This window comes from Muriicola marianensis (genome assembly GCF_014638095.1).
GTDB lineage: Bacteria > Bacteroidota > Bacteroidia > Flavobacteriales > Flavobacteriaceae > Muriicola > Muriicola marianensis.
In genome coordinates, this window is sequence record NZ_BMFH01000001.1 from 601,803 (window position 1) to 627,552 (window position 25,750).

At 48.7% G+C, this 25,750-nt stretch carries 18 protein-coding genes; 11 read left to right on the forward strand and 7 right to left on the reverse strand.

Translation table 11 applies throughout. The features are described 5' to 3' along the window. Nucleotides 1-30 precede the first annotated feature (30 nt). From IEV19_RS02800 to IEV19_RS02810, 3 genes are all read left to right on the forward strand, one after another. Nucleotides 31-681 (forward strand): DUF4159 domain-containing protein, encoded by a 651-nt coding sequence (locus IEV19_RS02800; protein ID WP_188369182.1) that lies wholly within the window; start codon nucleotides 31-33, stop codon nucleotides 679-681. A 3-nt stretch (nucleotides 682-684) separates the two neighbouring features. After that, the gene (locus IEV19_RS02805; protein WP_188369183.1) at nucleotides 685-1,785 is read left to right on the forward strand and encodes an AI-2E family transporter; all 1,101 of its coding nucleotides are present in this window, start codon (nucleotides 685-687) and stop codon (nucleotides 1,783-1,785) included. Nucleotides 1,786-1,858: 73 nt separating this feature from the next. Continuing rightward, nucleotides 1,859-2,995, forward strand: a complete 1,137-nt coding sequence (locus IEV19_RS02810) for a class I SAM-dependent methyltransferase (protein ID WP_229732460.1) — start codon at nucleotides 1,859-1,861, stop codon at nucleotides 2,993-2,995. Here IEV19_RS02810 and IEV19_RS02815 read toward each other — a convergent pair. Then, entirely contained in the window at nucleotides 2,970-3,713 is a 744-nt protein-coding gene (locus IEV19_RS02815) for a M15 family metallopeptidase (protein ID WP_229732461.1), read from the reverse strand. The genes IEV19_RS02810 and IEV19_RS02815 overlap by 26 nt on opposite strands. Before the next feature lie 56 nt (nucleotides 3,714-3,769). Between IEV19_RS02815 and IEV19_RS02820 the strand changes: the two genes are divergently transcribed. Next, nucleotides 3,770-4,867 carry a glycoside hydrolase family 130 protein gene (locus IEV19_RS02820; protein WP_188369185.1) on the forward strand — a complete coding sequence of 366 codons (1,098 nt, stop codon included), beginning with the start codon at nucleotides 3,770-3,772 and terminating at the stop codon, nucleotides 4,865-4,867. A gap of 7 nt (nucleotides 4,868-4,874) precedes the next feature. On the opposite strand, the gene IEV19_RS02825 is transcribed toward IEV19_RS02820, so the two are convergent. From IEV19_RS02825 to IEV19_RS02835, 3 genes are read right to left on the reverse strand one after another with little or no spacing between them, the layout of a single operon-like run. After that, nucleotides 4,875-5,711, reverse strand: coding sequence for a sugar phosphate isomerase/epimerase family protein (locus tag IEV19_RS02825; RefSeq protein WP_188369186.1), 837 nt, complete (start codon nucleotides 5,709-5,711; stop codon nucleotides 4,875-4,877). 45 nt (nucleotides 5,712-5,756) lie between these two features. Beyond that, on the reverse strand, nucleotides 5,757-6,470 hold the full coding sequence (locus IEV19_RS02830; protein WP_188369187.1) for a gluconate 2-dehydrogenase subunit 3 family protein: 714 nt from the start codon (nucleotides 6,468-6,470) through the stop codon (nucleotides 5,757-5,759). Between the two features lie 3 nt (nucleotides 6,471-6,473). Continuing rightward, nucleotides 6,474-8,192, reverse strand: coding sequence for a GMC oxidoreductase (locus IEV19_RS02835; RefSeq protein WP_188369188.1), 1,719 nt, complete (start codon nucleotides 8,190-8,192; stop codon nucleotides 6,474-6,476). A gap of 303 nt (nucleotides 8,193-8,495) precedes the next feature. Between IEV19_RS02835 and IEV19_RS02840 the strand changes: the two genes are divergently transcribed. From IEV19_RS02840 to IEV19_RS02850, 3 genes are all read left to right on the forward strand, one after another. Beyond that, on the forward strand, nucleotides 8,496-11,660 hold the full coding sequence (locus IEV19_RS02840; protein ID WP_188369189.1) for a SusC/RagA family TonB-linked outer membrane protein: 3,165 nt from the start codon (nucleotides 8,496-8,498) through the stop codon (nucleotides 11,658-11,660). A gap of 5 nt (nucleotides 11,661-11,665) precedes the next feature. Further along, complete coding sequence (locus tag IEV19_RS02845) at nucleotides 11,666-13,351, forward strand: RagB/SusD family nutrient uptake outer membrane protein (RefSeq protein WP_188369190.1); 1,686 nt, start codon at nucleotides 11,666-11,668, stop codon at nucleotides 13,349-13,351. A gap of 88 nt (nucleotides 13,352-13,439) precedes the next feature. After that, nucleotides 13,440-16,784, forward strand: a complete 3,345-nt coding sequence (locus IEV19_RS02850) for a CRTAC1 family protein (protein WP_188369191.1) — start codon at nucleotides 13,440-13,442, stop codon at nucleotides 16,782-16,784. Here the strand turns inward: IEV19_RS02850 and IEV19_RS02855 are convergent. Together IEV19_RS02855 and IEV19_RS02860 are read right to left on the reverse strand one after the other, a co-directional pair. Beyond that, nucleotides 16,741-18,858, reverse strand: a complete 2,118-nt coding sequence (locus IEV19_RS02855; protein WP_188369192.1) for a thioredoxin domain-containing protein — start codon at nucleotides 18,856-18,858, stop codon at nucleotides 16,741-16,743. The genes IEV19_RS02850 and IEV19_RS02855 overlap by 44 nt on opposite strands. A 48-nt stretch (nucleotides 18,859-18,906) precedes the next feature. Next, nucleotides 18,907-19,626, reverse strand: a complete 720-nt coding sequence (locus IEV19_RS02860) for a carboxylesterase family protein (protein WP_188369193.1) — start codon at nucleotides 19,624-19,626, stop codon at nucleotides 18,907-18,909. A 247-nt stretch (nucleotides 19,627-19,873) separates the two neighbouring features. Between IEV19_RS02860 and IEV19_RS02865 the strand changes: the two genes are divergently transcribed. The 3 genes from IEV19_RS02865 to IEV19_RS02875 all read left to right on the forward strand — a co-directional run bounded on the left by IEV19_RS02865 (nucleotide 19,874) and on the right by IEV19_RS02875 (nucleotide 22,696). Then, complete coding sequence (locus IEV19_RS02865) at nucleotides 19,874-20,242, forward strand: hypothetical protein (RefSeq protein ID WP_188369194.1); 369 nt, start codon at nucleotides 19,874-19,876, stop codon at nucleotides 20,240-20,242. A gap of 8 nt (nucleotides 20,243-20,250) precedes the next feature. After that, entirely contained in the window at nucleotides 20,251-22,083 is a 1,833-nt protein-coding gene (locus tag IEV19_RS02870) for an adenylate/guanylate cyclase domain-containing protein (RefSeq protein ID WP_188369195.1), read from the forward strand. 199 nt (nucleotides 22,084-22,282) lie between these two features. Next, entirely contained in the window at nucleotides 22,283-22,696 is a 414-nt protein-coding gene (locus IEV19_RS02875) for a hypothetical protein (RefSeq protein WP_188369196.1), read from the forward strand. 118 nt (nucleotides 22,697-22,814) lie between these two features. Here IEV19_RS02875 and IEV19_RS02880 read toward each other — a convergent pair whose 3' ends face one another. Continuing rightward, nucleotides 22,815-23,516, reverse strand: a complete 702-nt coding sequence (locus IEV19_RS02880; RefSeq protein ID WP_188369197.1) for a hypothetical protein — start codon at nucleotides 23,514-23,516, stop codon at nucleotides 22,815-22,817. A 193-nt stretch (nucleotides 23,517-23,709) separates the two neighbouring features. On the opposite strand from IEV19_RS02880, the gene IEV19_RS02885 reads away from it, so the two are divergent. Then, the gene (locus IEV19_RS02885) at nucleotides 23,710-25,650 is read left to right on the forward strand and encodes a helix-turn-helix domain-containing protein (protein ID WP_188369198.1); all 1,941 of its coding nucleotides are present in this window, start codon (nucleotides 23,710-23,712) and stop codon (nucleotides 25,648-25,650) included. Nucleotides 25,651-25,750 lie beyond the last annotated feature (100 nt).

Below are 25,750 nucleotides of genomic sequence, written 5' to 3' on the forward strand. Positions count from 1 at the left end.
GTACCTTTGATTCTCTTTGAAAAACCTTATATGCGCCTACTGCCGGTCCTCATATTGATCATTTCAGCTCTCGTCCCTCTGACTGGGTCCTCTCAGGATATAGCGGTACTGAAGTACAAGGGAGGAGGCGACTGGTATGCGAATCCGACCGCCCTGCCCAACCTGATCCGATTCTGCAACCAGAATATACAGACGAGGATCAATCCCAAACCTCAGACCGTTGAGCCGGGCAGTTCCCTGTTGTTCCAGTATCCATTTGTCCATATGACAGGTCACGGAAACGTCTATTTCAGTGAGGAGGAAGCGAGAAACCTCAGAACCTACCTTCTCGCAGGGGGATTTTTGCACATCGACGATAACTACGGGATGGAACCCTATCTGAGAAAGGAACTCAAGAAAGTATTTCCGGAGAAGGATCTCGAGGAACTGAGTCCGGAACACCCTCTGTTCAGTCAGCAATTCAAATTTCCCGATGGCCTGCCCAAGATCCATGAGCACGATGGCAAAAGGCCTCAGGCACTTGGGATTTTTGACGAAGACAGGCTTGTACTCCTCTTCACTTTCGAAAGCGACCTTGGGGATGGATGGGAAGATCCCGAAGTGCACAACGACCCAGAGGAGGTGAGATTAAAAGCCCTCCGGATGGGTGCCAATATCATCCAGTATGCATTTAAGAACTAGCTTATGAATTCGAGAACGATCGCAAACGGTATTTTGCAGGCAGTAGGCATCCTGGTTGGCCTGGGGGTATTGCTCTACTTTCTCTATGAGATCAGATCGGTGCTTGCTTACCTCGCCATGGCCGCCGTAGTGGCACTCATAGGTCGCCCCGTAGTGCTCTTCCTCCGGAGAAAGCTCAAATTCCCCAATACCCTAGCTGTGATCTTCACCATGGTCCTCATGATAGGAACAATGGCGGGTATCATTGCGCTCTTCTTTCCCCTGGTGGCCGAGCAGGCAGCCAACCTGTCCCTGCTCAACATAGATGAGCTAAAGAGCAACCTGATGACCCTTTATCAGGAGGTCGTTGTGTATTTTGGAGCATCCCCCGACCAGGTCAATGACCTGATCAAAGGTACCGACCTGGAGAAACGCCTTTTCAGCGGACTCGACATAGGCTTTATCCCGAACATCCTCAATACGTTCTTTAATACCCTCAGTGCGGCAGGGATCGGTCTTTTTTCAGTTCTGTTCATCTCCTTCTTTTTCCTCAAGGACAGTTCCCTTTTCCAAAGAGGGTTGCTCACCTTTGTCCCGGATAACAAAGAATCGGGAATCACCAAGTCCATCGATAAGATCAACGGGCTCCTCTCCAGGTATTTCGTCGGTCTCCTTTTCCAGATCCTGATCCTCTTTGTGATCTATACCATAGTACTTCTCATCGTAGGGATCCCCAATGCGATCGTGATCGCCTTTTTGTGCGCCCTGTTCAATATCATCCCCTATGTGGGACCGATTATAGGAGCTGTACTGATGGTTACCCTCTCCATGACCTCCAACCTCGGAGCGAGTTTTACCGAGATCATACTTCCCAAAACGGGTTATGTACTCATCGGATTTGTGATAGGGCAGCTCGTCGACAACTTCTTTTCCCAGCCCTTTATTTTTTCCAACAGCGTGAAATCACACCCCCTGGAGATCTTCCTGATCATCATCATTGCGGGATTGCTTTTCGGAGTGGTGGGAATGATCGTCGCCGTACCCGGATATACGGCTATCAAAGTAATATTAAAGGAATTTCTCTCCGAGAACAAGATCGTTAAGAAACTGACCCATAACTTGTAGTATTAGTTTGAATAAAAATATTTTAAAAACTGGTGTACAGGAATTTATAGATAAATATTACAATACTGACATCATGTCAGTATTGCTATCAAAACCCGCTTTTGACGATATTTCATCCAAAGAACTGGCCCAGCAACTTTCGGGCAAGAAAAAGGCGAAGGACAAACTCCCAACCTGGTTCAGGACACCGGGAATCTACTATCCTCCGGGGATCAACCTGGAACAGACTTCCTCAGAGATCACTGCTCGTTACAAGGCCAGATTGGTAAGTGGCAATAAGATGGCTGACCTGACCGGGGGATTTGGTGTCGATACATTTTTCTTCAGCGAACAGATACCTGATCTGATTCATTGTGAATGTGATGAAGAACTCCACCAGATCGCAAAACACAATGCAGTTGCCCTTTGCCAGAAACAGACAGATTTCCTCTGTGCAGACGGGATGGCTTTCCTGCAGCAAACAGAAAAGACCTTCGATTGGCTTTTCCTGGACCCGGGGAGAAGGGATGCGGGTAAAAAGAAGGTGTTTCTGCTGTCGGAATGTGAGCCGAATGTAACTCTTTATCTCGACCTCCTCCTGAGCAAAGCAGAACGGGTGATGATCAAGGCTTCACCAATGCTCGACCTGTCGGCCGGGATCAAAGAACTACAACATGTGAGGTCCATCCACGTGGTGGCCGTAGAGAACGAGGTCAAGGAGATCCTCTGGATACTACAAAAAGGTTCTGCCCCCGAAGAGATCAGCGTCAAGACGGTCAACCTGACCAAAGACCGGGAAGAGAAATTTGATTTTAAGTGGCAGGAAGAAGCTGTGACGGACGCAGACTTCTCCCCTCCCCTGAACTATCTGTATGAGCCCAACAGCGCCATCCTCAAGGCAGGTGCCTTTAAATTAATTGGCAATAGCATGAGGATTTACAAACTGCATGAACAGAGCCATCTCTACACCTCTGAGCAACTCGTCCCATTCCCGGGCAGGGTTTTCAAAGTGGAGAAAGTGATGCCCGCCAACAAAAAACACCTGGGTCCTTTAAAAGGCCAGAAGGTCAATGTCACCACCCGGAATTTTCCGATGACTGTGGCCCAGATCAGAAAGAAATTCTCTTTCAAAGATGGAGGGGATATCTATTTATTTTTTACTACAGATTACCTGGGTAAAAACATTGCTATTCAGTGCTCTAAGATCATAGAGGAGGACAGTTCCAAGTAAAATTAGCCACAGGATCCCTGGAGGCTTTTCCCAGGTTGTAATGCCACCATTCAGTACGTACAGACCAAAACCCGTGCTTCTCCATGACGCCTTTCAACAGGGCCCTGTTGTCTAAGATCTCCCGGGGTAATTCCAGATTGTCGTGATGCGCCTCCCTTCCGAAAAAATCGAAGTCTGTTCCCATGTCGAGCACTTCTCCCTCCAGGGTCTCCAGGGTAATATCCACGGCACCTCCGCGATTGTGGATTGAACCTTTGACCGGGTTAGCCACGTATTGAGGATTGGGATAGATCTCCCACATCTTGTACTGCACGGAATTTGGCCGGTAGCAATCGAAGAATCGGATGCGATACCCTTTTTCCATGAACTCCCCATTGGCAGCGATCAGTGCCTTTGCCGTTTTCTTACGCGTGTAGCACTCGGCACATTCGTACACCTTGGTCTTCAGAAAATTGTCCTCAGTGGCATACCTCAGGTCATAGGTAAAGTCGGCAGAGTAATCGGCCAGGCGCACGAACACGGTGTCTTCCAATGACTCTAAAGGTGGCACTGGGTCTTTTTCGATTTGTGGAGAAAGGGTATCCCTTTTTACCACAACAGCTTTTTCGGGAGTTTTCTCGATCTGTTTGCGTTCTTTTTCCATGCATCCCACCAGCATGAAAACCAGAAGGATCCCAATCCACGGTTCACAACCGTTCATCTTGATAATGTATTTCATTTCTCCTCAAAGATAGGGCCGAAAATCGTATCTTTTCTCTGTCAAATCCCAGAATAATGAGCCCGATAAGATTCATTTTTGTTGTTCTTGTCTTTTTATACAGCAGCGCGGTAAGCGGGCAAGACCCATGGCTCCTGGGCTTTGAGAAGCCTAAGCAAAATCCCATTCTCACGGCAGACAGTACTGCTGTGTTCACTGATCCGTTGAGTGGATCTGTTGTTCATTGGCAAAAGGCAGATGTGTTCAACCCAGGGGCCATCGTCAGGAATGATACCGTATTCTTGCTGTTCAGGGCCGAGGACGATCCCGATGCCATTCTGGGAGGCAGAACCTCCAGAATAGGCCTGGCATACAGCACGGACGGATTGCATTTCGAAAAATACCCGGATCCCGTATTGATCCCGGATACTGATGAATTCGCGATCTGGGACCAGCCCGGAGGGGTGGAGGACCCCAGGGTGGTTGAACTCCCGGACGGGACCTATCTGATGCTGTACACCAGCTGGAACAGGAAGGTCGCACGGCTCTCAGCGGCGGTCTCTTCAGACCTGAGGAATTGGGTGAAGAAAGGGCCTGTTTTTAATGGGGCCTATGGAGGGCGTTTTATGAACTCCTGGAGCAAGTCGGGTTCCGTAGTCACGGAGCTGGTGGATGGCCGACTCATCGCTAAGAAGATCATGGATAAATACTGGATGTACTGGGGAGAACTTTTCATGAATCTCGCAAGTTCGGAAGACGGAGTGCACTGGACGCCTTTATTGGATGAAAATGGTGAATTGTTAAAGGTCTTCGAACCCACCCTTAATGATTTTGACAGCCATTTGGTGGAGCCGGGTCCGCCAGCCCTTTACACAGAAAAGGGGATCCTGGTCCTGTACAACGGAAAGAACCTCAGCGGAGAAGGGGCTGGTAGTTCGGTGCCTGAAAACACATACTGTGGCGGGCAGGTCCTCTTCGGGAAAGAAAATCCCGCCAAGCTGATCAAGAGGCTTGAAGAACCGTTTATTTGTCCCAGCCTGCCCCATGAGGTAAGCGGGCAATACAAGGCCGGTACTACTTTTATTGAGGGACTAGTGTATTACCGGGATCGCTGGTTCCTTTACTACGGTACTGCGGATTCAATGGTCGGAGTTGCTGTTGCCGGTTTTGAATAGAAGGAGGTTATCTTTTCACTGCTTCCTTTAAAAACGCCAGACTTTGAGGTACCTGTTGCAGGACCCTGGAAGACTCGTCTTCTATAAACATGTATTCAATACCCAGTTCACCGGCCTTGGCAACAATAGTACTTATATCAATTTGTCCCGTCCCTAAAACCACATTGGTTTCCACATCTTCATGACCAGTGTAATTGCCGGTTACCCCTTTCCTCATGTCTTTTAAGTGTAAAAGCACGATCCGGTCTCCGTATCTTACCATCAGATCCAAAGGGTCTGCTCCCCCATGGAAAGCCCAGAACACATCCAATTCAAAGTAAAAATCTTCCGCATTTTCAGCCATATAATCAAAAAGGGTTCCCCCTCCATAAGGTCTGAATTCATAGCCGTGGGGATGATAGACAAGAACAAGGCCTTCCTGACTCAGGATCTTGCCGGCATTGTTGAATACCTCTACCGCCTTCTGTGTGTCTTCTATCGTAAAATTATCGCCATCATGGGGGATCCAGGCACACATGACGTATTTGGCGTTAAAATCCCTGGCCTTTTTTATCACCCCTTTGAGGTCTCCGGACAAATCTTCGTAAGAGGCCCCTATACTGACTACATCGAGGTTATAATCAGAAAGTAGCTTTCGGAATTTTCCCGGAGGCACGTCGTAATAGTCCCCTCCTTCAACCTTGGTGATACCCCAGTCGTGTATGGTCTTCAGGGTGCCTTCCACATCATTTTTAAACTGGTTCCTGAGGCTGTAGAACTGCAATCCGACCTCCTGTGCGATGGTTGACTGAAGGGCCATGCCCGCCATAAGGACCAACACGAGGATGTTTTTTACTTTATTCATTAGTTCTTTTTTTAACTCGATTTTCGAGGATTGATAATTTCACATTCAGGTAAGGAGGTTTCCGTTCTCATCCCACCGGGCGATCTCACCTCTCTTGCTCTGGTCCACACATTTGGCCAGCCATTCTTCGTCGTAGGATACTCCGTGCTGTTCGAGGACGTCTTCCGGCACCCCGTCCCAGATATTGGGCATGTTTCCTTTGTAACCCAGATCCTCTATGCCCACCTTGGAGGTGTAGTACCCGGTGAGGGTCAGGTTGCGCATCAAATTAAAGAACTGTATCTCCAGAGGATGCTCATCCATGGGCACTTCAGAGTCGTAAAAGGCGATCGCATCCAGGATCTCCTTTTGTGAAGCTTCTGGGGTGATTTTGAATTCGGTGCCGTAGTCCGTGTTGCTTTTATGGTCGAGCCACATAAGTCCGCCCCTGAGGGTCGTCTGCAGTTCCGGAATGTCCTTAGCCATGAACTCGATGAAGTCGGGCACGCCCGCCTCGGTGGGCCCACCGTTCTCATTGGGGGGAAGGATCAGATTGCTCAGCACTTCAATGGTCTGCAACTCGTGCTCATTAAAGAACTGTTCGGCGTTGAGTTTGGCGATCTCCTCCAATTCTTCCGGGGTCCGGCCAAAATATTTATCATCCTTCGCGAGCTCCTGGGCGAGGGCTTCCTGTTCTTCGCCCGGCTTACAGCCGTGAAGGGCCAATCCGCCGGCAACGGACCCCAACAGGATTGATTTGATACTTTTTCTTCTGTCCATGGCTTAGATATTCTGTTTCTTCAATTGTTCTACGATATAATCAGATGCCCTCCAGGAAAGGGCCAGGATGGTCCACGTGCAATTCTTGTCGGCTTGTGAAACAAAAGGACCTGCATCCGTGATAAATACATTATCTACATCGTGCAGTTGCTGGTATTTATTTACGACAGACCGCTTAGGGTCATCTCCCATCCTGGTGGTTCCTACCTCGTGTATGATCATTCCCGGGGGTAGCAGGCCGTAATCCTGTTCTTTGGTGGGCGTATCCCCCAGGACCTCCCCTCCCATGCTGTGGATGAGTTCTTCAAAAGTCTCCTGCATGTGTTTTGCCTGTTTTTTCTCAAAATCAGACCATTGATATTTAAAGCGGAGCACCGGGATACCGAATTCGTCCACCGTGGTCGGATCGATCTCGCAATAATTGTCCTCCCGGGCAATGGCTTCTCCCCTGCCCCCGAAACCAATCACGGATCCGTAATATTTCTTGACATCCTTCCTGAGGTCCGGACCATAGCCTCCGGTAGGCAGGCCAAAGAATTTGTTGAAGTCGTTGGGGTTAAAGCCAAAGCCGTAGTTGGGCATGCCTATGCCTCCCCAGACCTCGATATGGTAACCCCGGGGAAAATCCAGATCCTTGTTGTCAAGCCACCAGGGCGTGTATACATGCATTCCACCTACCCCGTCTTCGTTGTACATTTTCCGGTTCATCAGGCCCGGGATAAATCCGGCCCGGCTGCTGCCGGTGGAGTCGTGAAGGTATTTCCCCACCAGGTTGCTGCTGTTCCCCAGCCCATTAGGGTGCTGGGCGCTTTTGGAATTGAGCAGGATGCGGGCCGAGCTGCAGGCCGATGCCGCCAGCACGACCACCTTTCCTTTCAACTTGTATTCCTTCCTGTCTTCCTTATTGATATAGGATACCCCTGTAGCCCTGCCCTCTTCATTGGTGGTCACTTCCCTGACCACGGAATTCACGTACAGGTCTATCTGCCCGCCGCTTTTCTGAGCCGGAAATATCAGGCAGGACCCGGAAGAAAAGTCGGCATACACCTGACAGGCCCTGGAACACTGCCCGCAATAGAAGCAGACCCCCCTCTCATTGTTGATCTTTTTGGTGAGCATGGACATCCGGGAGGGGATTACGGGAATATTCAGGTTGCGTGCCCCTTTGATATAAAAGAGTTCGTGCAGCCTGGGTTTGGGTGGCGGGAGAAAAAACCCGTCCGGGTCATTTGGCAGGCCTTCATTGGTCCCGAAGACTCCAATGAGCTTATCTACCTTATCGTAATATGGTTTTACATCCTCATATCCTATGGGCCAGTTCTCGCCGAGTCCGTCCACATCCTTATGCTTGAAATCCTTAGGTCCAAAACGAAGGGAGATCCGCCCCCAGTGGTTGGTCCTGCCGCCCAGCATGTGGGAGCGGAACCACCAGAAGTTCGTATCGTCTTTCTGAGTGTAGGGCTCTCCTTCGATCTCCCAACCACCGTAAGCCATATCGAACTCACCAAATACCCGTGAAGTACCTGCACCCCTCCTGGGGGATTCATAGGGCCATTTGAGCTGGGTCATCTGTTTCGGGTCCGCAGGATCGAAATATGGCCCGGCCTCCACCACGGCGATCTTGAGTCCGGCATCGGCAAGGACCTTTGCAGACATTCCGCCACCAGCCCCGGATCCGACAATAATGGCATCGTACTGGGTAGCGGTCTCTTTTATTTGCATAGGGAATGAATTATGGATCAGTAGCCAAGGTAAAAAAATAAACAAGACAAAAAATAATCACCTCTAAACGACGGACCTTGATAGTCCACATATACCTTTAAAAGCCCCTTTGAATCCTATGCGTTTACCGTCAACACAAATGTGGAATTTTGAAAATTTTTGTCTCATCCTGTAAAGGCTTTCACATAATTTTATTAATATTATACTTATTTCATAATTTTTTTAACATTTCTTCGAAATCGTTGTAGAAGAATTATGACCCGACTCACGCGAAATCATTAACTAACTAAACGAGACACGATTATGATTCGACGAATTAACCAACGCGGGATAAAGCCCGTAAAGTGGAGATCTTTATTCCACTCCACTGTAGCAGGGGCTTTTTCTCTGCTCTTGTTTTTTTCGGTACTACTGCCGAATGCGGCTTATGCTACTGAAGACAGGGCAGAAAGTGTACAACAAACCATTACGGGAACGGTAACAGACGATCTGGGAGCTCCCTTACCAGGAGCCAACGTACTGGTAAAGGGTACCACGAATGGTACTCAAACCGATTTCGATGGTAACTACACCATCACGGCAGATGCCAATGCGGTTCTGGTCTTTAGTTATATCGGCTTCGCCAGGCAGGAAGTCCCTGTCAATGGCCGAAGCAGGATAGACGTCCAGATGGCAGAAGATGCCAGCCAGCTCTCCGAGGTGGTCGTAACGGGGTATGCTGCCCAGACCCGGGGAGATATCACTGGATCCGTGGCATCGGTAGACATAGCCGAAGCTACCAAGGTACCATTGGTGAACGCCGCCGAAGCCCTCGAAGGTAGGGTTACAGGGGTAACGGTGACCAATGCAGGTACACCCGGTGCTTCTCCTAAAATCGTAATCCGTGGTTTCGGTACCAGCAACAACACCAACCCTCTTTATATCATCGACGGGGTCCAGACGGACAATCCCAATATCCTCAACAGTATTAACCCGGGGGATATTGAGCAGATGAACGTCCTGAAGGATGGTGCTGCCGCGATCTATGGGGCAAGGGCCTCCAACGGTGTTGTGATCATCACCACAAAAAGCGGTAAATACAATCAGGCGGAGCCTACGGTAACCTTTAACGCATATACCGGTGTCTCCAGGGCTACCAACCTGCCCGACCTCCTCAATGTGCAGCAGCACGGGGAGATGATTTTCCAGAGTCTGAGCAATGATGGCGCTCCGGTGACCCACCCACAATACGGAAGTGGAGCTTCACCAGTGGTGCCTTCAACCGTTCAGGGTTATACCCGGGTGGACTCATATGACCCTATTACACGGGCACCCCGGACTGCTACGGTAAACCAGCCTAATGGTACTGATTGGTTCAATGAGATCACCCAGAATGCACCTACTCAGAATTTTGACCTGTCCATCTCGAATGGTAACGAAACAGGAAGGTATTTCCTCTCTGCCAATTACCTGAACAGGGAAGGTATTTTGAATGATACCGGGTTTAAGCAGGGGATCACCAGACTTAATTCCGAATTTAAAATAGGAGAAAGAATTACTATTGGGGAGCACCTCAACGCCTCCTTCTCCCGCCAGCAGGAAGGTACGCTGGAAGCCATCAACATGGCCTACCGCTTTACACCACTGGTTCCTGTCTTCGATGACGAAGGGGATTTTGCCGGATCAGGAGGTCCCGGGCTGAGTAATACCCGGAACCCTGTAGCCTTGTTATCCAGAGGTTCAGACAACTACAACAAGATCTTCCGGGTATTCGGAGATATTTATTTACAGGCCGAATTATATGAAGGGTTAAGTTTCAAGACCACCCTCAGTGGAAATATTGAAAATTTCGCCCAGAGAAGATTCCAGGCATTAGATCCCGAATTCATTGAGCCGCTCTCGACCAATACCCTGTTCGAGCAGGACATCAACAACTATTCCTGGACCTGGAACAACATCGTCTCATATAATGGTGTATTCGGGGATCACAGCATCAATGCCCTTGCCGGGGTGGAGGCTGTTGAAGAAAACAGCAAGGGAAAAGGCCTCAGCAGGAATGGATATCTCTTTGAGACTCCAGATTTTTATTTGCTGAGCAATGGTAGTGGTACCCCGAATGTCGACTTTGCTTTCGACGGCGGGAACACCCTTTTCTCCATCTTTGGTACTGCCAACTACTCCTTCAAAGGAAAATATTTCGCCACGGTAACCCTCAGGAATGATAAGTCGTCTCGCTTCCTGGGTGATAACCAGAGTCAGACCTTCCCTTCCTTCAGTGCAGGCTGGCTGGTCAGTGACGAAGATTTCTTCCCGCAAGACGGGTTTATTAACAGGTTAAGGGTAAAAGCCTCTTATGGTGAACTGGGTAACCAGACCCTGCCCGCCAGTAACCCTACGATCAATATTTCAAACCTTAATGAAACGTTGGCAAACTACAGTTTTGACGGTAGCAGTATTTCAACAGGTGCCATTCTTAGTCAGGTCGGGAACCCCAACCTGAGGTGGGAAACCAGTGTCACAACCAACTTCGGTGTGGAAATGGTCATGTGGGACAATGCGCTCACTTTCTCCTTTGAAGTGTTCGACATCGATACCCAGGATTTGATCACACGGGATTTCAGTCTGATCAGCACCACGGCCATTGATGCCACCGCACCACTGGTCAACCTTGGAGATATTCAGAATACCGGTTTTGACCTGTCTATTGGCTACAACCATGAAACAGATTACGGACTGAACTACGCTATAAATGCCAATATTTCACATTATAAGAACGAGGTGAAAAACCTGATCTCCGACTTCCAGGTAGGTCGAACCGACCTTCGCGGTGGGGCCGTGACCCGTACAGAAGTGGGTCGAGCCATCTCCGAGTACTACGGTAGAAGGGTGACCGGTTTTGACAGCAACGGACGTTTTACGTATGAGGATGTAAACGGTGATGGTACGATCAACGATGAGGACAGGACCTATATTGGTTCACCACATCCTGATTTCACCTACGGTGTGAACCTGAGCATGGGATACAAAGGATTTGATATGTCAGCCTTCTTCTCCGGTTCAAAAGGAAATGACGCCTACAACTATCAGAAGATCTTTACTGACTTCCCTACATTCTTTGATGGGAACAGGAGCACCAGGGTACTTGATTCCTGGACGCCCTCGAATACCAACGCTACCCTGCCGGCCCTGAGCCAGACCATCCAGAACGCAGAGACCCAACCTAATTCCTATTTCGTGGAAGACGCTTCCTTCCTCAGGTTGAAGAACCTGCAGGTCGGATACACTTTCGATGAAAATATAGCAGGAACCCTTGGTTTGGATATGCTGAGACTGTATGTACAGGGAACTAACCTGTTCACTATCACGGACTATGAAGGGCTAAACCCTGAAGTAATTTCAACAGATAACTTATCTTTGGGTGTCGATGGACCAAACCCGGTCTTCCCATTGGCCCAGATACTTACTATAGGTATTAACACAAAATTCTAAAAAAAATGAAAAAGAGATTTTTAGTTTATTTATCCTTATTCGCTATCATATTTGCTTGTAGCGATGACTTTACCGATGTCCCGGCTATCGGGGCACTCAGTGATCAGACCCTGCAGAATGAGCAAGGGGTGAACCTTCTGCTTACCGGAGCATATTCTGTCCTTGACGGAATCAGAAACAACCAACCCGGTGCGGACTGGACTGTGAGCGGTGATAACTGGTGGTTTGATGTTCTGACAGATGATGCTCACAAAGGGAGTACAGATGGTGATCAGGCTGATCTCTACTTATTGGAGATCTACGATTGGACATCAGGCAATCCTTACTTAGCCGTTTGGGATGGACGATTCGCCGGGGTGAACCGTTCCAATGCCGTTATCTCTTTGATCAATAAGATCCCTGAAGGCGATTTTACAGCTCAGCTGGCTGAAGCCAGGTTTTTAAGGGCACATTTCAATTTTGAGTTACAAAAGATGTTCGGAAATGTTCCTTTTATCTCTGTGGAGAATTATGACGCCACGGAGTTCAATCAACCTAACTCAGGACCGATCTGGGATCAGATTGAAGCCGACTTTCAGTTCGCGATAGACAATTTGCCAACTTCGCAGGCCGATGTGGGCAGACCTACTTCCTGGGCGGCTAAAGCCTATCTCGGTAAAGCTCATATGTTCCAGTCTGAATATGCAGCTGCAGCAGCCCTGTTTACTGATGTGATCAACAATGGACCCTATTCCCTCCTGCCGGAGTTCGTGGATAACTTCCGCCTGGCGGGTGATAACAGTTCGGAATCCATATTTGCTATCCAATTCACCACAGATGGTGGCCAGTCTTTGAACGGAAACAGGGGAGGTACGCTGAACTTCCCCAACCCGGGACCATTTGGCTCATGTTGTGGATTCTACCAACCTACCATTGACCTGTCTAATGCCTTTAAGACAGACGGAACCGGGCTACCATTGCTCGACACTTTTAACGACAGTGATATTGCCAATGATTACGGCGTGGAAAGTGCTGATCCTTTCGTCCCTGAGGCAGGGCCACTTGATCCAAGGATAGACTACACAGTGGGAAGAAGAGGGATTGATTACAACGGTTACGGTACCCATATAGGGAAGGACTGGATACGTGCTAGTTTTGCGGATATCTCAGGACCCTACCTGCCCAAGAAAAATGTATACTATGCAGGCGAGGGTGCAAATATCGGAACCGGTGGATGGGGACAGCAACATTCGGGAATCAACTATCATATCATTCGATATGCAGATGTACTCTTGATGGCTGCTGAAGCCGCCGTGGAAACTAATGACCTGGCTACAGCACTGGGTTACGTAAACCAGGTGCGAAACCGGGCAAAGAACAGTTCGTATGTTCAGAACGAATCAGGAACCGGCGACGCTGCGAACTATCAGATTGAACCTTATGCAAGTTTCCCAGACCAGGATTTTGCACGTAAGGCAGTGAGGTTTGAGCGAAGGCTGGAACTGGCCATGGAAGGACACCGTTTCTTCGACCTTACCCGTTGGGGAGTCGCAGAAAGTGTGCTCAATGAATATACGCAGAATGAAGCCCGTGCTATCCCCAATTTCGGAACAAAAGTGGGCACATTTATGTCTAACATGAATATCCTGCCTATCCCGATAAACGCAATCGACCTCAGTGGTGGAGTGCTGACACAGAATCCGGGATACTAGGAACAAACCGACCATCCATCAAAAACAGGGCATGTTAAATGCCCTGTTTTTTGTTTTTTGGCATCATGGCAATGTATATATTTATGGGATGAGAAGAAGTCTGCCCATGCGTTATATTAGTGTTTCCATTGCTTCGGTTTTTCTGTTACTGGCCTGCTCAGAAAGTAAGTATAAGATGCCACCCCTGTTCAGGCAACTCAATGAGCAGCATACCGGGATCGCCTTCGAGAATAAACTCACGGAGAGCGATACCCTCAATTATTTTACCTACGCCTATATCTACATGGGCGGCGGGGTCTCAGCCGGGGACATCAATAACGACGGTCTGGTAGACCTTTTCTTTACAGGTAATATGGTGCCCAATAAACTCTACCTGAACAAAGGGAATATGCAGTTCGAGGATATTTCGGAGGCGGCAGGCGTTTCAGGAGACGACCGCTGGTATACCGGGACCACAATGGCCGATGTAAACCACGACGGACTGCTCGATATCTACTGTTCCGTGGGCGGGCAAAGCGGGAAGCGGATCAACCAGCTCTATATCAATAACGGAGACCTCACCTTTACGGAGAGAGCAGCTGAATACGGCCTGGCCGATCCCGGAAACAGCGTACAGGCGACCTTCTTCGACTATGACAAGGACGGGGATCTCGATATGTACCTGGCCAACTACCCCCCTACCCGTTTCGACGCACCTAACAGCTTTTACCTCTTTAAGCAGCAGTATCCAAAACCTGTTGAGACGGACAAACTTTACCGTAATGACGGAAATACATTTACAGATGTCACCAGGGAGGCAGGGCTCGCCACCTTCGGGCTCTCCCTGAGCGCCACCATCGGGGACCTCAACCAGGACGGCTGGCCGGATATCTATGTCTCAGACGATTTCTCCACCCCTGACTACCTCTTCATCAACAACCAGGATGGGACGTTCTCCGAAGTGGTAAGGGAGGTTACCAAGAACACGGCCTTTTACGGGATGGGTGTGGACATTGCCGATTTCAACAATGATGCCCTCCTGGATATCCTGCAGGTAGACATGACAGCCAATGTCAACCGGCGTTCCAAGGCCAATATGGCGAGTATGAACCCCGACCTGTTCTGGAGTACGGTTAATTCCGGATTTCACTACCAGTACATGCAGAATGCTCTTCAACTCAATAACGGCTTGTTACACGATACCCTGCCCGATTTCAGCAATATTTCCAGGCTGGCCGGGGTTTCTTCCACCGACTGGAGCTGGGGACCCTTATTTGCAGATCTCGACAATGATGGGTGGAAGGACATCTTCATCTCCAACGGTACACGAAGGGAGATCAACAACCGGGATTTCTTCCTCAACTGGGAGAGGGAAGGCAGACCCATGGACAACCTCCTGGAACGCTCCCTGGCCATCCCCTCTGAACCCATAGACAACTTTGTCTTCAGGAACAACAAAGATCTCACGTTCTCACAGGTAAATACGGAATGGGGGATCTCCTTTGAAGGTTTTTCCAACGGGTCAATTTATGTGGATCTCGACAATGACGGCGACCTGGAGATCGTCACCAACAACATCGATGATACGGCTTCTGTGTTTGAGAATCTCGGTTCGCCTGGTTATAGTACCCTGAAGCTACGATTCAAAGGTCCCGAACTGAACCCATTCGGGGTAGGCGTGCAGGTGAGTACCTTACATGAGGGAGAGCAACAGTTCCAGGAAATGACCCTCACCCGTGGTTTTCAGTCCTCTGTAGCCCCTGAATTACACTTTGGCTTCGGGAACCTTGAAAAACTGGACAGCCTCCTTGTGCAATGGCCAGATGGGATGGAACAGGTGCTGACGGGTGTCGACCTGAATGCTGCGCTGACCATAGATTACCGGGATGCAAAACCTGCTTTGGAAAGGGAGAAAACAAATAAAGGACACCTGTTTGCAATGGAAGATCCATCGAAATTGGGAATCGGCTTCAGGCATGAAGAGAATTATTACAACGACTTCCTGAAAGAGATCCTCCTCCCCCACCAGACCTCCATGTTCGGGCCCGGGATGGCGGTTGGGGACCTCAACGGGGATGGAGAGGACGACTTTGTGGTTGGGGGCGCCTCGAATCAGCCTTCAGGGATCTATTTTAAAACATCACGAGGCTTTGAAAGACAGGTCCTGCCCTCTGTCGCCAGAGATAGTGTTTTTGAGGATATGGGCGCCCTTATCTTCGATGCAGACGGGGATGGGGACAACGACCTGTATATGGTCAGTGGGGGGAATGAATTTCCCGCCGGATCCGAATTATTACAAGACAGATTATATGTCAATAACGGCAAAGGCCGACTTGAAAGGGCCGTAAGATCTTTACCCTCCATGTTGAGCAGCGGTTCGCGGGTGAAGGCCGCTGATTTTGACAAGGATGGGGATCTCGACCTCTTTGTGGGAGGCCGGCTTGTCCCCGGACAGTATCCCTTGCCGGCGGCAAGCTATATTCTGGAAAATGTCAGTACTGCGAAAGGAGGCGCCCTGTTCCGGGATATTACGGACGATATCGCCCCTGTACTCAACGACCTGGGAATGGTCACAGATGCCATCTGGACGGATTACGACCAGGACGGGTTATTAGACCTTATGGTTACCGGGGAATGGATGCCCCTGACCGTGTTGAAAAATGAAGGAGGTACCTTCAGGAATGTGACCGCTGAAACCGGACTGGACAATAGTACCGGATGGTGGTTCAGTATTCAGGAAGGAGATTTTGACGGGGATGGGGACCCGGACTACATTGCCGGTAATCTCGGCCTCAATTACAAATACAAGGCAAGCGAGCAGGAGACCTTCGATATCTATTATCACGATTTTGACAGGAGTGGGACTTCAGACATCGTGTTGAGCTATTTCAACGGAGGCAAAAAATATCCCCTGAGGGGAAGGGAATGCTCTTCCCAGCAAATGCCCGGGATCAAGAAAAAATTTGAGGATTACGCCTCTTTTTCAACAGCTACCCTGGAGGATGTGTATACAGAGGAGTACCTGGAGGATGCGCTCCATTACCAGGTGACCTCCTTTGCCAGTGTATATGTAGAAAATACCGGAACAGGGTTTGTGACCCACAACCTGCCCAACCTGGCCCAGCTTTCCAGCATCAATCAGATCCTGGTTGACGACTTTGACGGGGATTCCCATCTCGATGTTGTCATAGCGGGCAATCTATACAGCTCTGAGGTGGAAACACCCAGGAATGATGCCAGTAATGGTTTGTTTCTCAAAGGGGATGGAAAAGGTGGGTTTACAGCCGTCACGAACAGGGAGAGTGGATGGTTCACACCGGGGGACGTAAAAGACATGGCTGAGGTCATCATCGATGGTGATCAGTACGTTTTGGTGGCAAGAAATAGCGATAGCTTGCAGTTGGTGAGAATCAATTCTTCCGGAAGTCCTGCAATTGCTGCAAGGCTTCCATAGTCGTTTTTACAGGTCGTTTGCAGGTATTGTTCGTGCAGACGTAGATCAACGTCTCATTTTCGAAGAACCGGTCCTTGAACAAGGCCAGGTCGCTGGCCACTGAACTTCCTACTACCAAGGCGTTGGGAATAAATTGACCGTGTAACTCTGTGGTCAATGCCTCCGCCTGATTGCCAACAGATACCACTTCGTAAAAACCCCTGGTTTGGGAAAGCAACAGGTTTGCCCATAAGGCGTAATTCACAATGGCTTCGCTCACTCTCGGGCTCAGGGTTTTTATCATTTCATCTGCCCGCTCCAGATAGGTCTTGTCGTATTTCAGGTGTCCCAGTTTGACCAAGGTCTCGGCAACAACCGAGTTGGCGGAAGGAATTACCCCGTCGTCCACTTTGATAATCTTTGAGATGAGAGCAGAACTGTCATTATATTCATACATGCCGGACGCTTCATCATAAAAATCAGACATGATCGTCTCCATCAGCCCGGTAGTAAAGTCGAGGTAAACCGTATCCAGGGTCACTTCAAAGAGCCCAAAACTTGCACGGGCCAGGAAAGCGTAATCTTCCAAGAAACCCTCCTCCCGCGTACTCCCGGTCTTAAAGGAGTGAAGGAGTCGTCCGTTGATGTAGGCATCAGACCTGAGCGTTTCAAATATACCCTTGGCCCGGTCGAGATAGGAAGGGGCGCCGAAAGCCTTGTACGCATCCAGGTAGCCACTGATCAGCAAGGCGTTCCAGGAGGTGATGATCTTGTCGTCCTTCCTGGGGGCCTCCCGTTCGCCCCTCGCCTGCAACAGTAACTCCTCCCACTTGTTAGTCTTTGTACTTAACTGTGAGAGGGAAAGATTGTGTTCCCCGGCAAAGTCAGGGTCTGATTTCCTCTTGTATAGCACATACCGGTCCTTTTCCCAGGCGAATGCAGGCGATACGGAAAAGTAGTCAGCAAACAGCTCGAATTCACTCCCAAGCAACGCTTTAAGCTCCTGCATTTTCCAGGTATAGAAGGCGCCTTCCACTCCCTCGCTGTCTGCATCAATGGCAGCAAAATAACCTCCCTCTTTCCGTTTCATCTCCCGTTCCAGGAAAGCCGCGGTCTGTTCCACCACCTCTTTGTAGGCAGGTTCATTGTAAATGGCATACGCCTTCGAATAAATGCTGAGCAACTGGGCGTTGTCATAAAGCATCTTCTCGAAATGGGGCACCTTCCAGTCGGCGTCCGTGCTGTAACGAAAAAATCCACCCCCCACATGATCATAGATCCCTCCCTGTATTATCTTATCCAGTGTATTTTTTACAAAGACATCCGCTTCCAGGTCATCTTCCAACCTGAAGTAATCCAACAGGAAATCCAGTTTTATGGGAACAATAAACTTCTGCTGCCCCATGTCTCCCCCTTTTTGCATGTCCCACTGCGCCTTCCAGGGCGCAAGTGCAGTGTCAAAATATCCTTCCGGCAAGGGAGTTTCGGAGGTTACTCTCGGGATAAAATTCACTTCTGCCACTCCTTTCGCAACCCGATCCGCATAATTCTCCGCCCCGGCCTTGTCCTCATTATACTTGGTATTGACATTATTGAGCACCTCCATCCATTGCTTTTTGGTGTGATAGGTTCCCCCGTATAAAGGCTTGCCATTGGGCAGGAGGATCACATTCAGGGGCCATCCGCCGTTTCCGGTCATCAACTGTACGGCCGTCATATAAACCTCATCCACATCGGGGCGCTCCTCCCGGTCTACCTTGATGCTGATAAAATGCTCGTTCATAAGTTCGGCCACTTCCTCATCCTCAAAGGTCTCCTCCTCCATCACATGGCACCAGTGACAGGACGAATAGCCTATGCTGACAATGATCAGTTTCCCCTCCTCCCGTGCCTGCTCCAGCGCCTCCTCACTCCAGGGAACCCAGTTTACAGGGTTATGGGCATGCTGTAGCAAATAGGGGCTCGACTCGTTCACCAGGGCATTGGTATAGGCGTGTTCTTCCCCCTTTTCGGCTTTGTCCTTACAGGAGATTCCCAGGACAAAGAGTCCTGATATGATGAAAATGAACAGAAAGTTTCGGGTAATTCGATGCATGATACAATCCCTGTTGGAGTTCCGAAAATACGATTATTCCAAGGATCATCAATCCCGTTTTTGTGAAACCATCCAGTCGTACAGGCCTTCTGTCTGGTACGCCTGTATCCAGGAGTCGTGCCCCACCCCTTCGTAGATCGTAAAGGTGACGTCATAGCCCATTTCCTTCAGGGCGGCTACCATGTTCTCTGATTCTGAAAACGGGATGGAGCGGTCTTCCGTCCCGTGAAAGACCCAGATAGGCAGGTCCTTGTCTATCCAGGAGGCATAAGGAACGGGCGCCATCCCGCAGACCACTGCCAGGGCCGCAAAACGGTCCGGGTATTGCACGGCCAGGTCCCAGGCGGCACTCCCGCCCCTGCTCAAACCGGAGAGGTAGATACGCTTCGGATCCACCCTGTGATGAGCCATCACGGAATCCAGGAGCTGCATCACGGCGTGTACATTCCACCATTTCTTTTTATGAGGATTCTGGGGCGCCAGGACCATAAAGGGAAATGGATAGCCTTCGGCCAGCATTTTTGGCGGACCGTTCTTCTTCAATTCTTCCAGGTTTTCCCCTGATTCCCCTCCCCCGTGAAGGAAGAGCAAGAGAGGGAAAAGCTGATCGGTGTCTTCCTCATAGTCTTCAGGGAAATACAGGTAGTACTGGAGGTTTTCCCTGAGCACTGTTTCTTCTTCAGCCTCAATGAGTTGTTTTTGGGGAATACAACTTTGGGTGATCAATAGAAAAAGTAGAATGAAATGTGGTAGTCCCCGGCAAATCATACGTTGAAATTTTTGTTTAAAGATAGGCAACCAGATGGGGAGATGATATTAGGGTTTAAAAAATTATCAGGATATCCTGGATTTATGCCTGTCACAAAAATTAAAGAGTATTACCTCATAAAAACCAGCCGGAAAGGTAATGGGAAGGGTCGGAAAAGAATTTGGAACCATTCGTCCTTATCCCTATCGGGTATATCTCAAATTCCTTATATTTAAGAATATAAATAACCACTAAAACCAATTCATTATGTCTGCTCACACCATTTACCTATTTGCAACCACCAATAATCCAAGTCCGCCTTATATGTCCCAGGACGGTGGGGCAACCTGGAGTAACACGGACGACGCCGACTTCACGACTGAAGTTGATGCCGGGGATACCGTGCAATGGCGATTTGATCTCAATATGAATGGTCAGACCAATAATATTTCTGCGATTAACAGTATATCCCCGACCACGTATTTCAAACCAAGTAAATCACCAAACGCCAGCAACCAATTTACCGGAACCATAAATAGTGGAAATCCTCCTAATGGGGTTCAGCCCTATACCATCAGATATAACGTCACAGGTGCCGGACCTCAATCCCAGGATCCAAAAATTCAGATGAAATAGACATTCTTTTGAGAGGTAACCTTTCTTATTATCTAGCCTATATTCTTATAGGCTTTTTTTTCATTGGCCCGGTATCCATATTCGGACAGGATCAACAGGTCGCTGACAGCATAAAACAGCTCCTGTCTTTTGAGGGTTCTGTGGACTCTTTGTACCTCCACAGGTTAAAAATTGTCGCTGAGGAAGAGACGGACCCTATTCTCAAAAAAAGTTTTGCCGAGGAGTTAATTCTCTTAGCTCGTGAGAACTCATCACCATCCCTAACCATCGATGGATACCTCCAGAGAGGGAATGCAGAACGACTGCAAGGGAACTATACAGCTGCTCTCCAATCATATTTTGAAAGCCTGGGCTCGGCGAAAAATCTTAATGACCTTTCGGCTGAAGGTAAACTATATACGTCTATTGCAGACGTCTACTCCGAAACCGGAAATACAAAAAACGCAATGGCTTACTATAACAAAGCCATCCAGACACTCAGACAAACTACAGACACCATATCACTCGCAGGAACCTTGTTAAATGCAGGGGATACTTACTTCTATTCTGAAAAATATGATTCCGCATTGATTTACAATCAAGAAGCAGGTCAACTGTATAGAAAACTCCGCTTCGCAATAGGATCGGCTTATACCCTGGGGAATACCGGAATGGTCTATGCGGCCCTGGGCAACAACACTGAGGCAGAGGCCGCCATTAATGAAGCCGTTGAAATATTGATGGAAATGGAAGACTATTACCCCATCACGGTCTATTTGATCTATACGGCAGATATCTACCTGGAAAGAAATGACGTCAAATCTGCCAAGGACTATGTTGAGCGAAGCCTGGAACTAGCCAAAAAACATGGATTAAAAGATCAGATCAGCCTGGCCCATCTCAAACTCTCTGAAATTTTTGATCTTTTGGGAGATACGGCTTCGGCCTACAGCCACTTTAAAGAACATATTGTCTATAAGGATAGCGTAAACAATATTGCGGCGGTCCAGGAAATGGCTGATATGCGCACGGACTATGAGGTATCTCAAAAGCAGATCGAACTGGACCTGACAGAACAAAGACGGATCAACCAGCGGAACATCTCCATTGCTACCGGAGGAGCATTGCTGTTGATCGGATTTCTGGCTTTTGGCCTGTTTAGGAGGAATCAGTTTATCAGGAAGACCAAAAAGATCATCGAAGATGAGAAAGAACGCTCAGACCAGCTCCTGCTGAATATCCTCCCGGAAGAAACGGCTCAGGAACTCAAGGAACACGGAAAGGTACAGGCCCGGAAATACGATTCTGTGACCGTACTCTTCACAGATTTCAAGGGTTTTACGAGTTATTCCGAAAAACTGTCCCCTGAAGAATTGGTGAAGACGGTGGATTTCTACTTTTCCAAATTTGATGCGATCAGCGAGAAATACGAGCTTGAGAAAATCAAAACCATAGGAGATTCGTACATGTGCGTGGGCGGGTTACACGACCGGGATTCGGACCACGCTGTCCGCATGATCTCAGCAGCCCTGGAGATCGTGTCCTTTGTAGAGGAGACCAAAAATGATATGACCGCCAGCGAGCTGAGTTTCGATATCCGCATCGGGATCAACTCCGGGCCAGTGGTGGCTGGGGTGGTGGGCACCCATAAGTTCGCCTATGACATCTGGGGCGACGCCGTAAATGTCGCTGCCCGCATGGAAAACATGTCGGAACCCGGAAGGATCAACATCAGTGAGAATACCTATGAGTTGGTAAAAGAAGAATTCCGGTGCACCTCCAGAGGGGAGATCGAGGTAAAAAACAAGGGCAAGCTGGCCATGTATTTTGTAGAGGGGAGAAAAGAAGCTGTCCGGACCTGAATCAGGTTTAAACCCAAGTATTTAAGTGGAATTACACAATCCGCAAATTCCCGGGAAAGACACCGCAAAATTTAACTTTCCACAGGTACATCAGACTGACAAATATCATTGGAAATCTCATTTCTTGCTGTTACATTATTCCCTGCAGGGTGATTCAGACTAAAGATTCGCCTGTGAGCAACCTTTAAAATATAGAGCCATGAAAAAAGTAGGGATCTGGATGGATAAAGAGAAAGCGCATGTGGTCACTTTGGAAGGTGAAAAGGAATCTTTTAAAACCGTGTTCTCTGACCTCGAATTCTTTAAGGTCAAAGGAGGTTCCCGCTCCAAGACCCGCTGGGGCCCCCAGCAGGTAGTACAGGACAGCAGGTACCTAGAAAGGGAAAAACACCAGCTGAGGGAATTCTTCGGCAATCTGGCAGAAGCAGTAAAAAAAGCCGATGTGATCTCCGTCTTCGGCCCGGCTGAGGTCAAGGAGAAGTTTGCGAAAGAAATGAATGAAAGGTATGCCGATATAGGCGCCAGGATCAAGGCTGTGGAAACGGCCGACAGCATGACGGACAACCAGGTAGTCGAGCTGGTGAAGGAACATTACGGATGGGAAAGGCCATGAGGTCAGACCCTGCCGAAGGCTGTGTTTATAAAACAAAAAGAAGAAAGTCCACCCGGGTGGACTTTCCTCATATAAGTATTGGTCTGGTTTCTGAATAATTAGGTAATACCTGGAGGAGTTACAATCCGCTGATCTTAAAATTCACTCCCCCGTTTTGCTTGAACAGGCTGGTCACCTTTAACCTCTTTTCCGAGGTGGGGTCATCGCAATCCCAGGTCAGCTCAAAGATATCCAGGTTGCGGACGGCGTCATCCACCCAGGTGGTGATCTGCATATTGTTCGCAGTAGAGCCCTCTACATAGGTGTAGTAGTCAAAATCATAAAAGGGGTCGTCTTCGATCAGCTCAAAAGTCCCTTTCAGATTGATGTGCAGATTGCCCCTGTACTCTTCCATACAGAGGTTGGAATAGATCAGGTCCCAGTTTGGAAGTGTGTAGACCTCTACGGCAAAGTCTTTGGATTGGGCCAAAAACTGTGCTTCTCCATTGGGTAATATGTGCAAATCGATGGGAGAGCGGTAGTAACCATTCTCATCGATCTCATAGACACAGACCACGTTTTGGTCGTCTCCCCCGCAGGCTACAAAATCTCCTCCGTTTCTGATAAATATCACTCCATGACCATTGGCCTTAGCTGTGCTTTCTGATTTGAATAAACGCGTTAAAGATTGCCGTCCACTTTCAGTGTCTAGCATGCTCGCCAGGGGGTGTTGGGAGGTGAAAGATTGCCCCTCCTCGATCCGGAGGTCGGTCCCTTCCTCAGTGGAACATGAGAAAATGATCAATAACGTACACAGTGAAATCAGTGCTCTTGTTTTCATAATACAGGTGTTTTAAAAGTTGTTGTGTAAAATTCCCTAAAACCAGAAAAAGAGTACTTCACCCATGTGGCGGATGCTTTAAAATTTTTTTGAAAGCGTTAAATTATGATGTCATTCACTTTCAGGGAGTTGCATTTTTATTAATCAGCCGAAACCTTTAACTTTAAGAAACACCTAATACACGTTTTACCTCGTGAATGCGTCAGATTTTATTTCCCGGGCAAGAGAGATCGTCCTAGAAAACCTCCTGAACCCCCAGTTCGGGGTGGAGATGCTCGCCAGAGAAATGGGAGTAAGCCGCTCCGAGCTCTACAAGCGGATCAAGAAACACGAGAATAAGTCGGCCAGCCAGTTCATCCGGGAGATCCGACTCGAAAAAGCGCTCGAACTCCTTAAGACAGACTCCTATTCCGTCGGGGAGATCGCTTATATGGTGGGCTTTCACAGCCCTACTTACTTTTCCACCTCCTTTAAGGAATACTACGGGTATTCACCCAGCAGTTCCAAGGAAAAAGATCTGGAGCCTGTAATAAAAACAGAACCGCACCCGGGGAGAAGGACCGTCCCTCTGGTCCTCGGGGGTGTACTGATCCTGGCCCTCGTCTTCTGGTCCCTCAGTGCCCTCCAGGGATCACAGGCAACAGGAGAAAGCGTCGACCTTTCCGTAGACCGGCAGACCAGCCTGGAAGCTTACCGCCTATACCTGGGAGCCTATGAACTCGTCGAACAACGAAAAGACAGTGCTTTTCCCGTTGCGGTGGAACTTTTGGAGAAAGCCATTGAGCTCGACCCTTCCTTCGCAGAGGCTTATGCCGAGATGTCTTTTCTGTACGGGCAGTGGCATTATTACGGCAGCCTGAAGAAAACAGACCGGGACAAGATGATGAGGAAGTATCTGGATCTGGCCATTAGCCTCGACTCGGCAAGTCCGGAGGTATTGCTGGCCAGGGCCGATTATAATTGGAAGCATCGAAATTTTCCTGAGGATTCTACCGAGATCCTTTCAGGTTTTCAAAGCGTTCTGGAAAAGGACCCCGAACATGACAGGGCACATTATCGTTTGCACCAGGCAAGGCGGGCCCTGGGTCAATACGAGGTTGCACATGCCCATTTAGAGAAAGCATCCGCACTTAAGCCAAAAAATTACTTCTACAAAACGGTACTGGCCAGAGACTTATTCTGGAAGAGAGGAGAACGAGGAAGGGCGATGGAAATGATAGAAGAGGTAATCAATAACAGTGATCGTCCCGGAGGCGTGTATTTCAAGTCAATGTTTCTGACGGAAAGTTCCAAAGACGGCCATGTGCAGGCTTTTAAGAATTTTCATAAGGCGCTAAAGGATTTTCCCTTCCTGTATGGCTATATGTACTGGAATACCGTAATCTCATTAGACCTGGACCTCCTTCCTCTGGCAGAGCGCTACAGCCGACTGATCCAAACACGTTATCCCGAGAATACGTTCTACACATACAATCACGCCTATGATATATTACTTGCAGAGGAACGATACGATGAGGCCATGGACCTCACCATCATCTGGAATACCAACAAGGGGTTGAATGACAAATCGGCCATTGCTAACATTGCCAGAGCACATTTACTTAAAGGGAATCCGGAAGGCAGCAGACAGATCCTGCTTGAGCAATTCAGTGATCTTTTTGAAGGGATCGCTGGTGGTGGATACCCGACGGTATCAATAACAAATCCGGAGATTCGTGCTATCAGGACTTATATCGATGTGCTGAGAGAAACAGGGGAAAGTGAAATAGCCATACCTCTGGCAGATTTTATCTGTTCCTATTATGAGGAGTTTCATGCGCGAGCATTTTTCGCTAAAAAATTCGATCGGGTCGACTGTTACTATCTACAAAATGATCTGGATGGTTTCGTAAATTCCCTCAGGGATGGGTATTTTAATGGAGGAAACAGGCTAGGAGTATACCGGGACCTGAAGTTAATGAGATACCCTGCCTTTGAAGATAAACCGGCATACCAGGCACTGTTCCGCGAAATTGAAGAAGATACCCACCGCATGCGTGCCCAGGTGATTGAATACCTGAAGGAGGAGGGCGACTGGGATCCCGCATGGGATAAAAGACTCAATCTCGCTGACGAAGACGTTGCCTTGCGTTGATGAGAACCGAGTTTCCTATCATTTGGATACCCCCATAAACGATACTTCCAGCTACGTAATTTAATGCCGATCACAGAATAATTCTCCCCTTGTATTTATC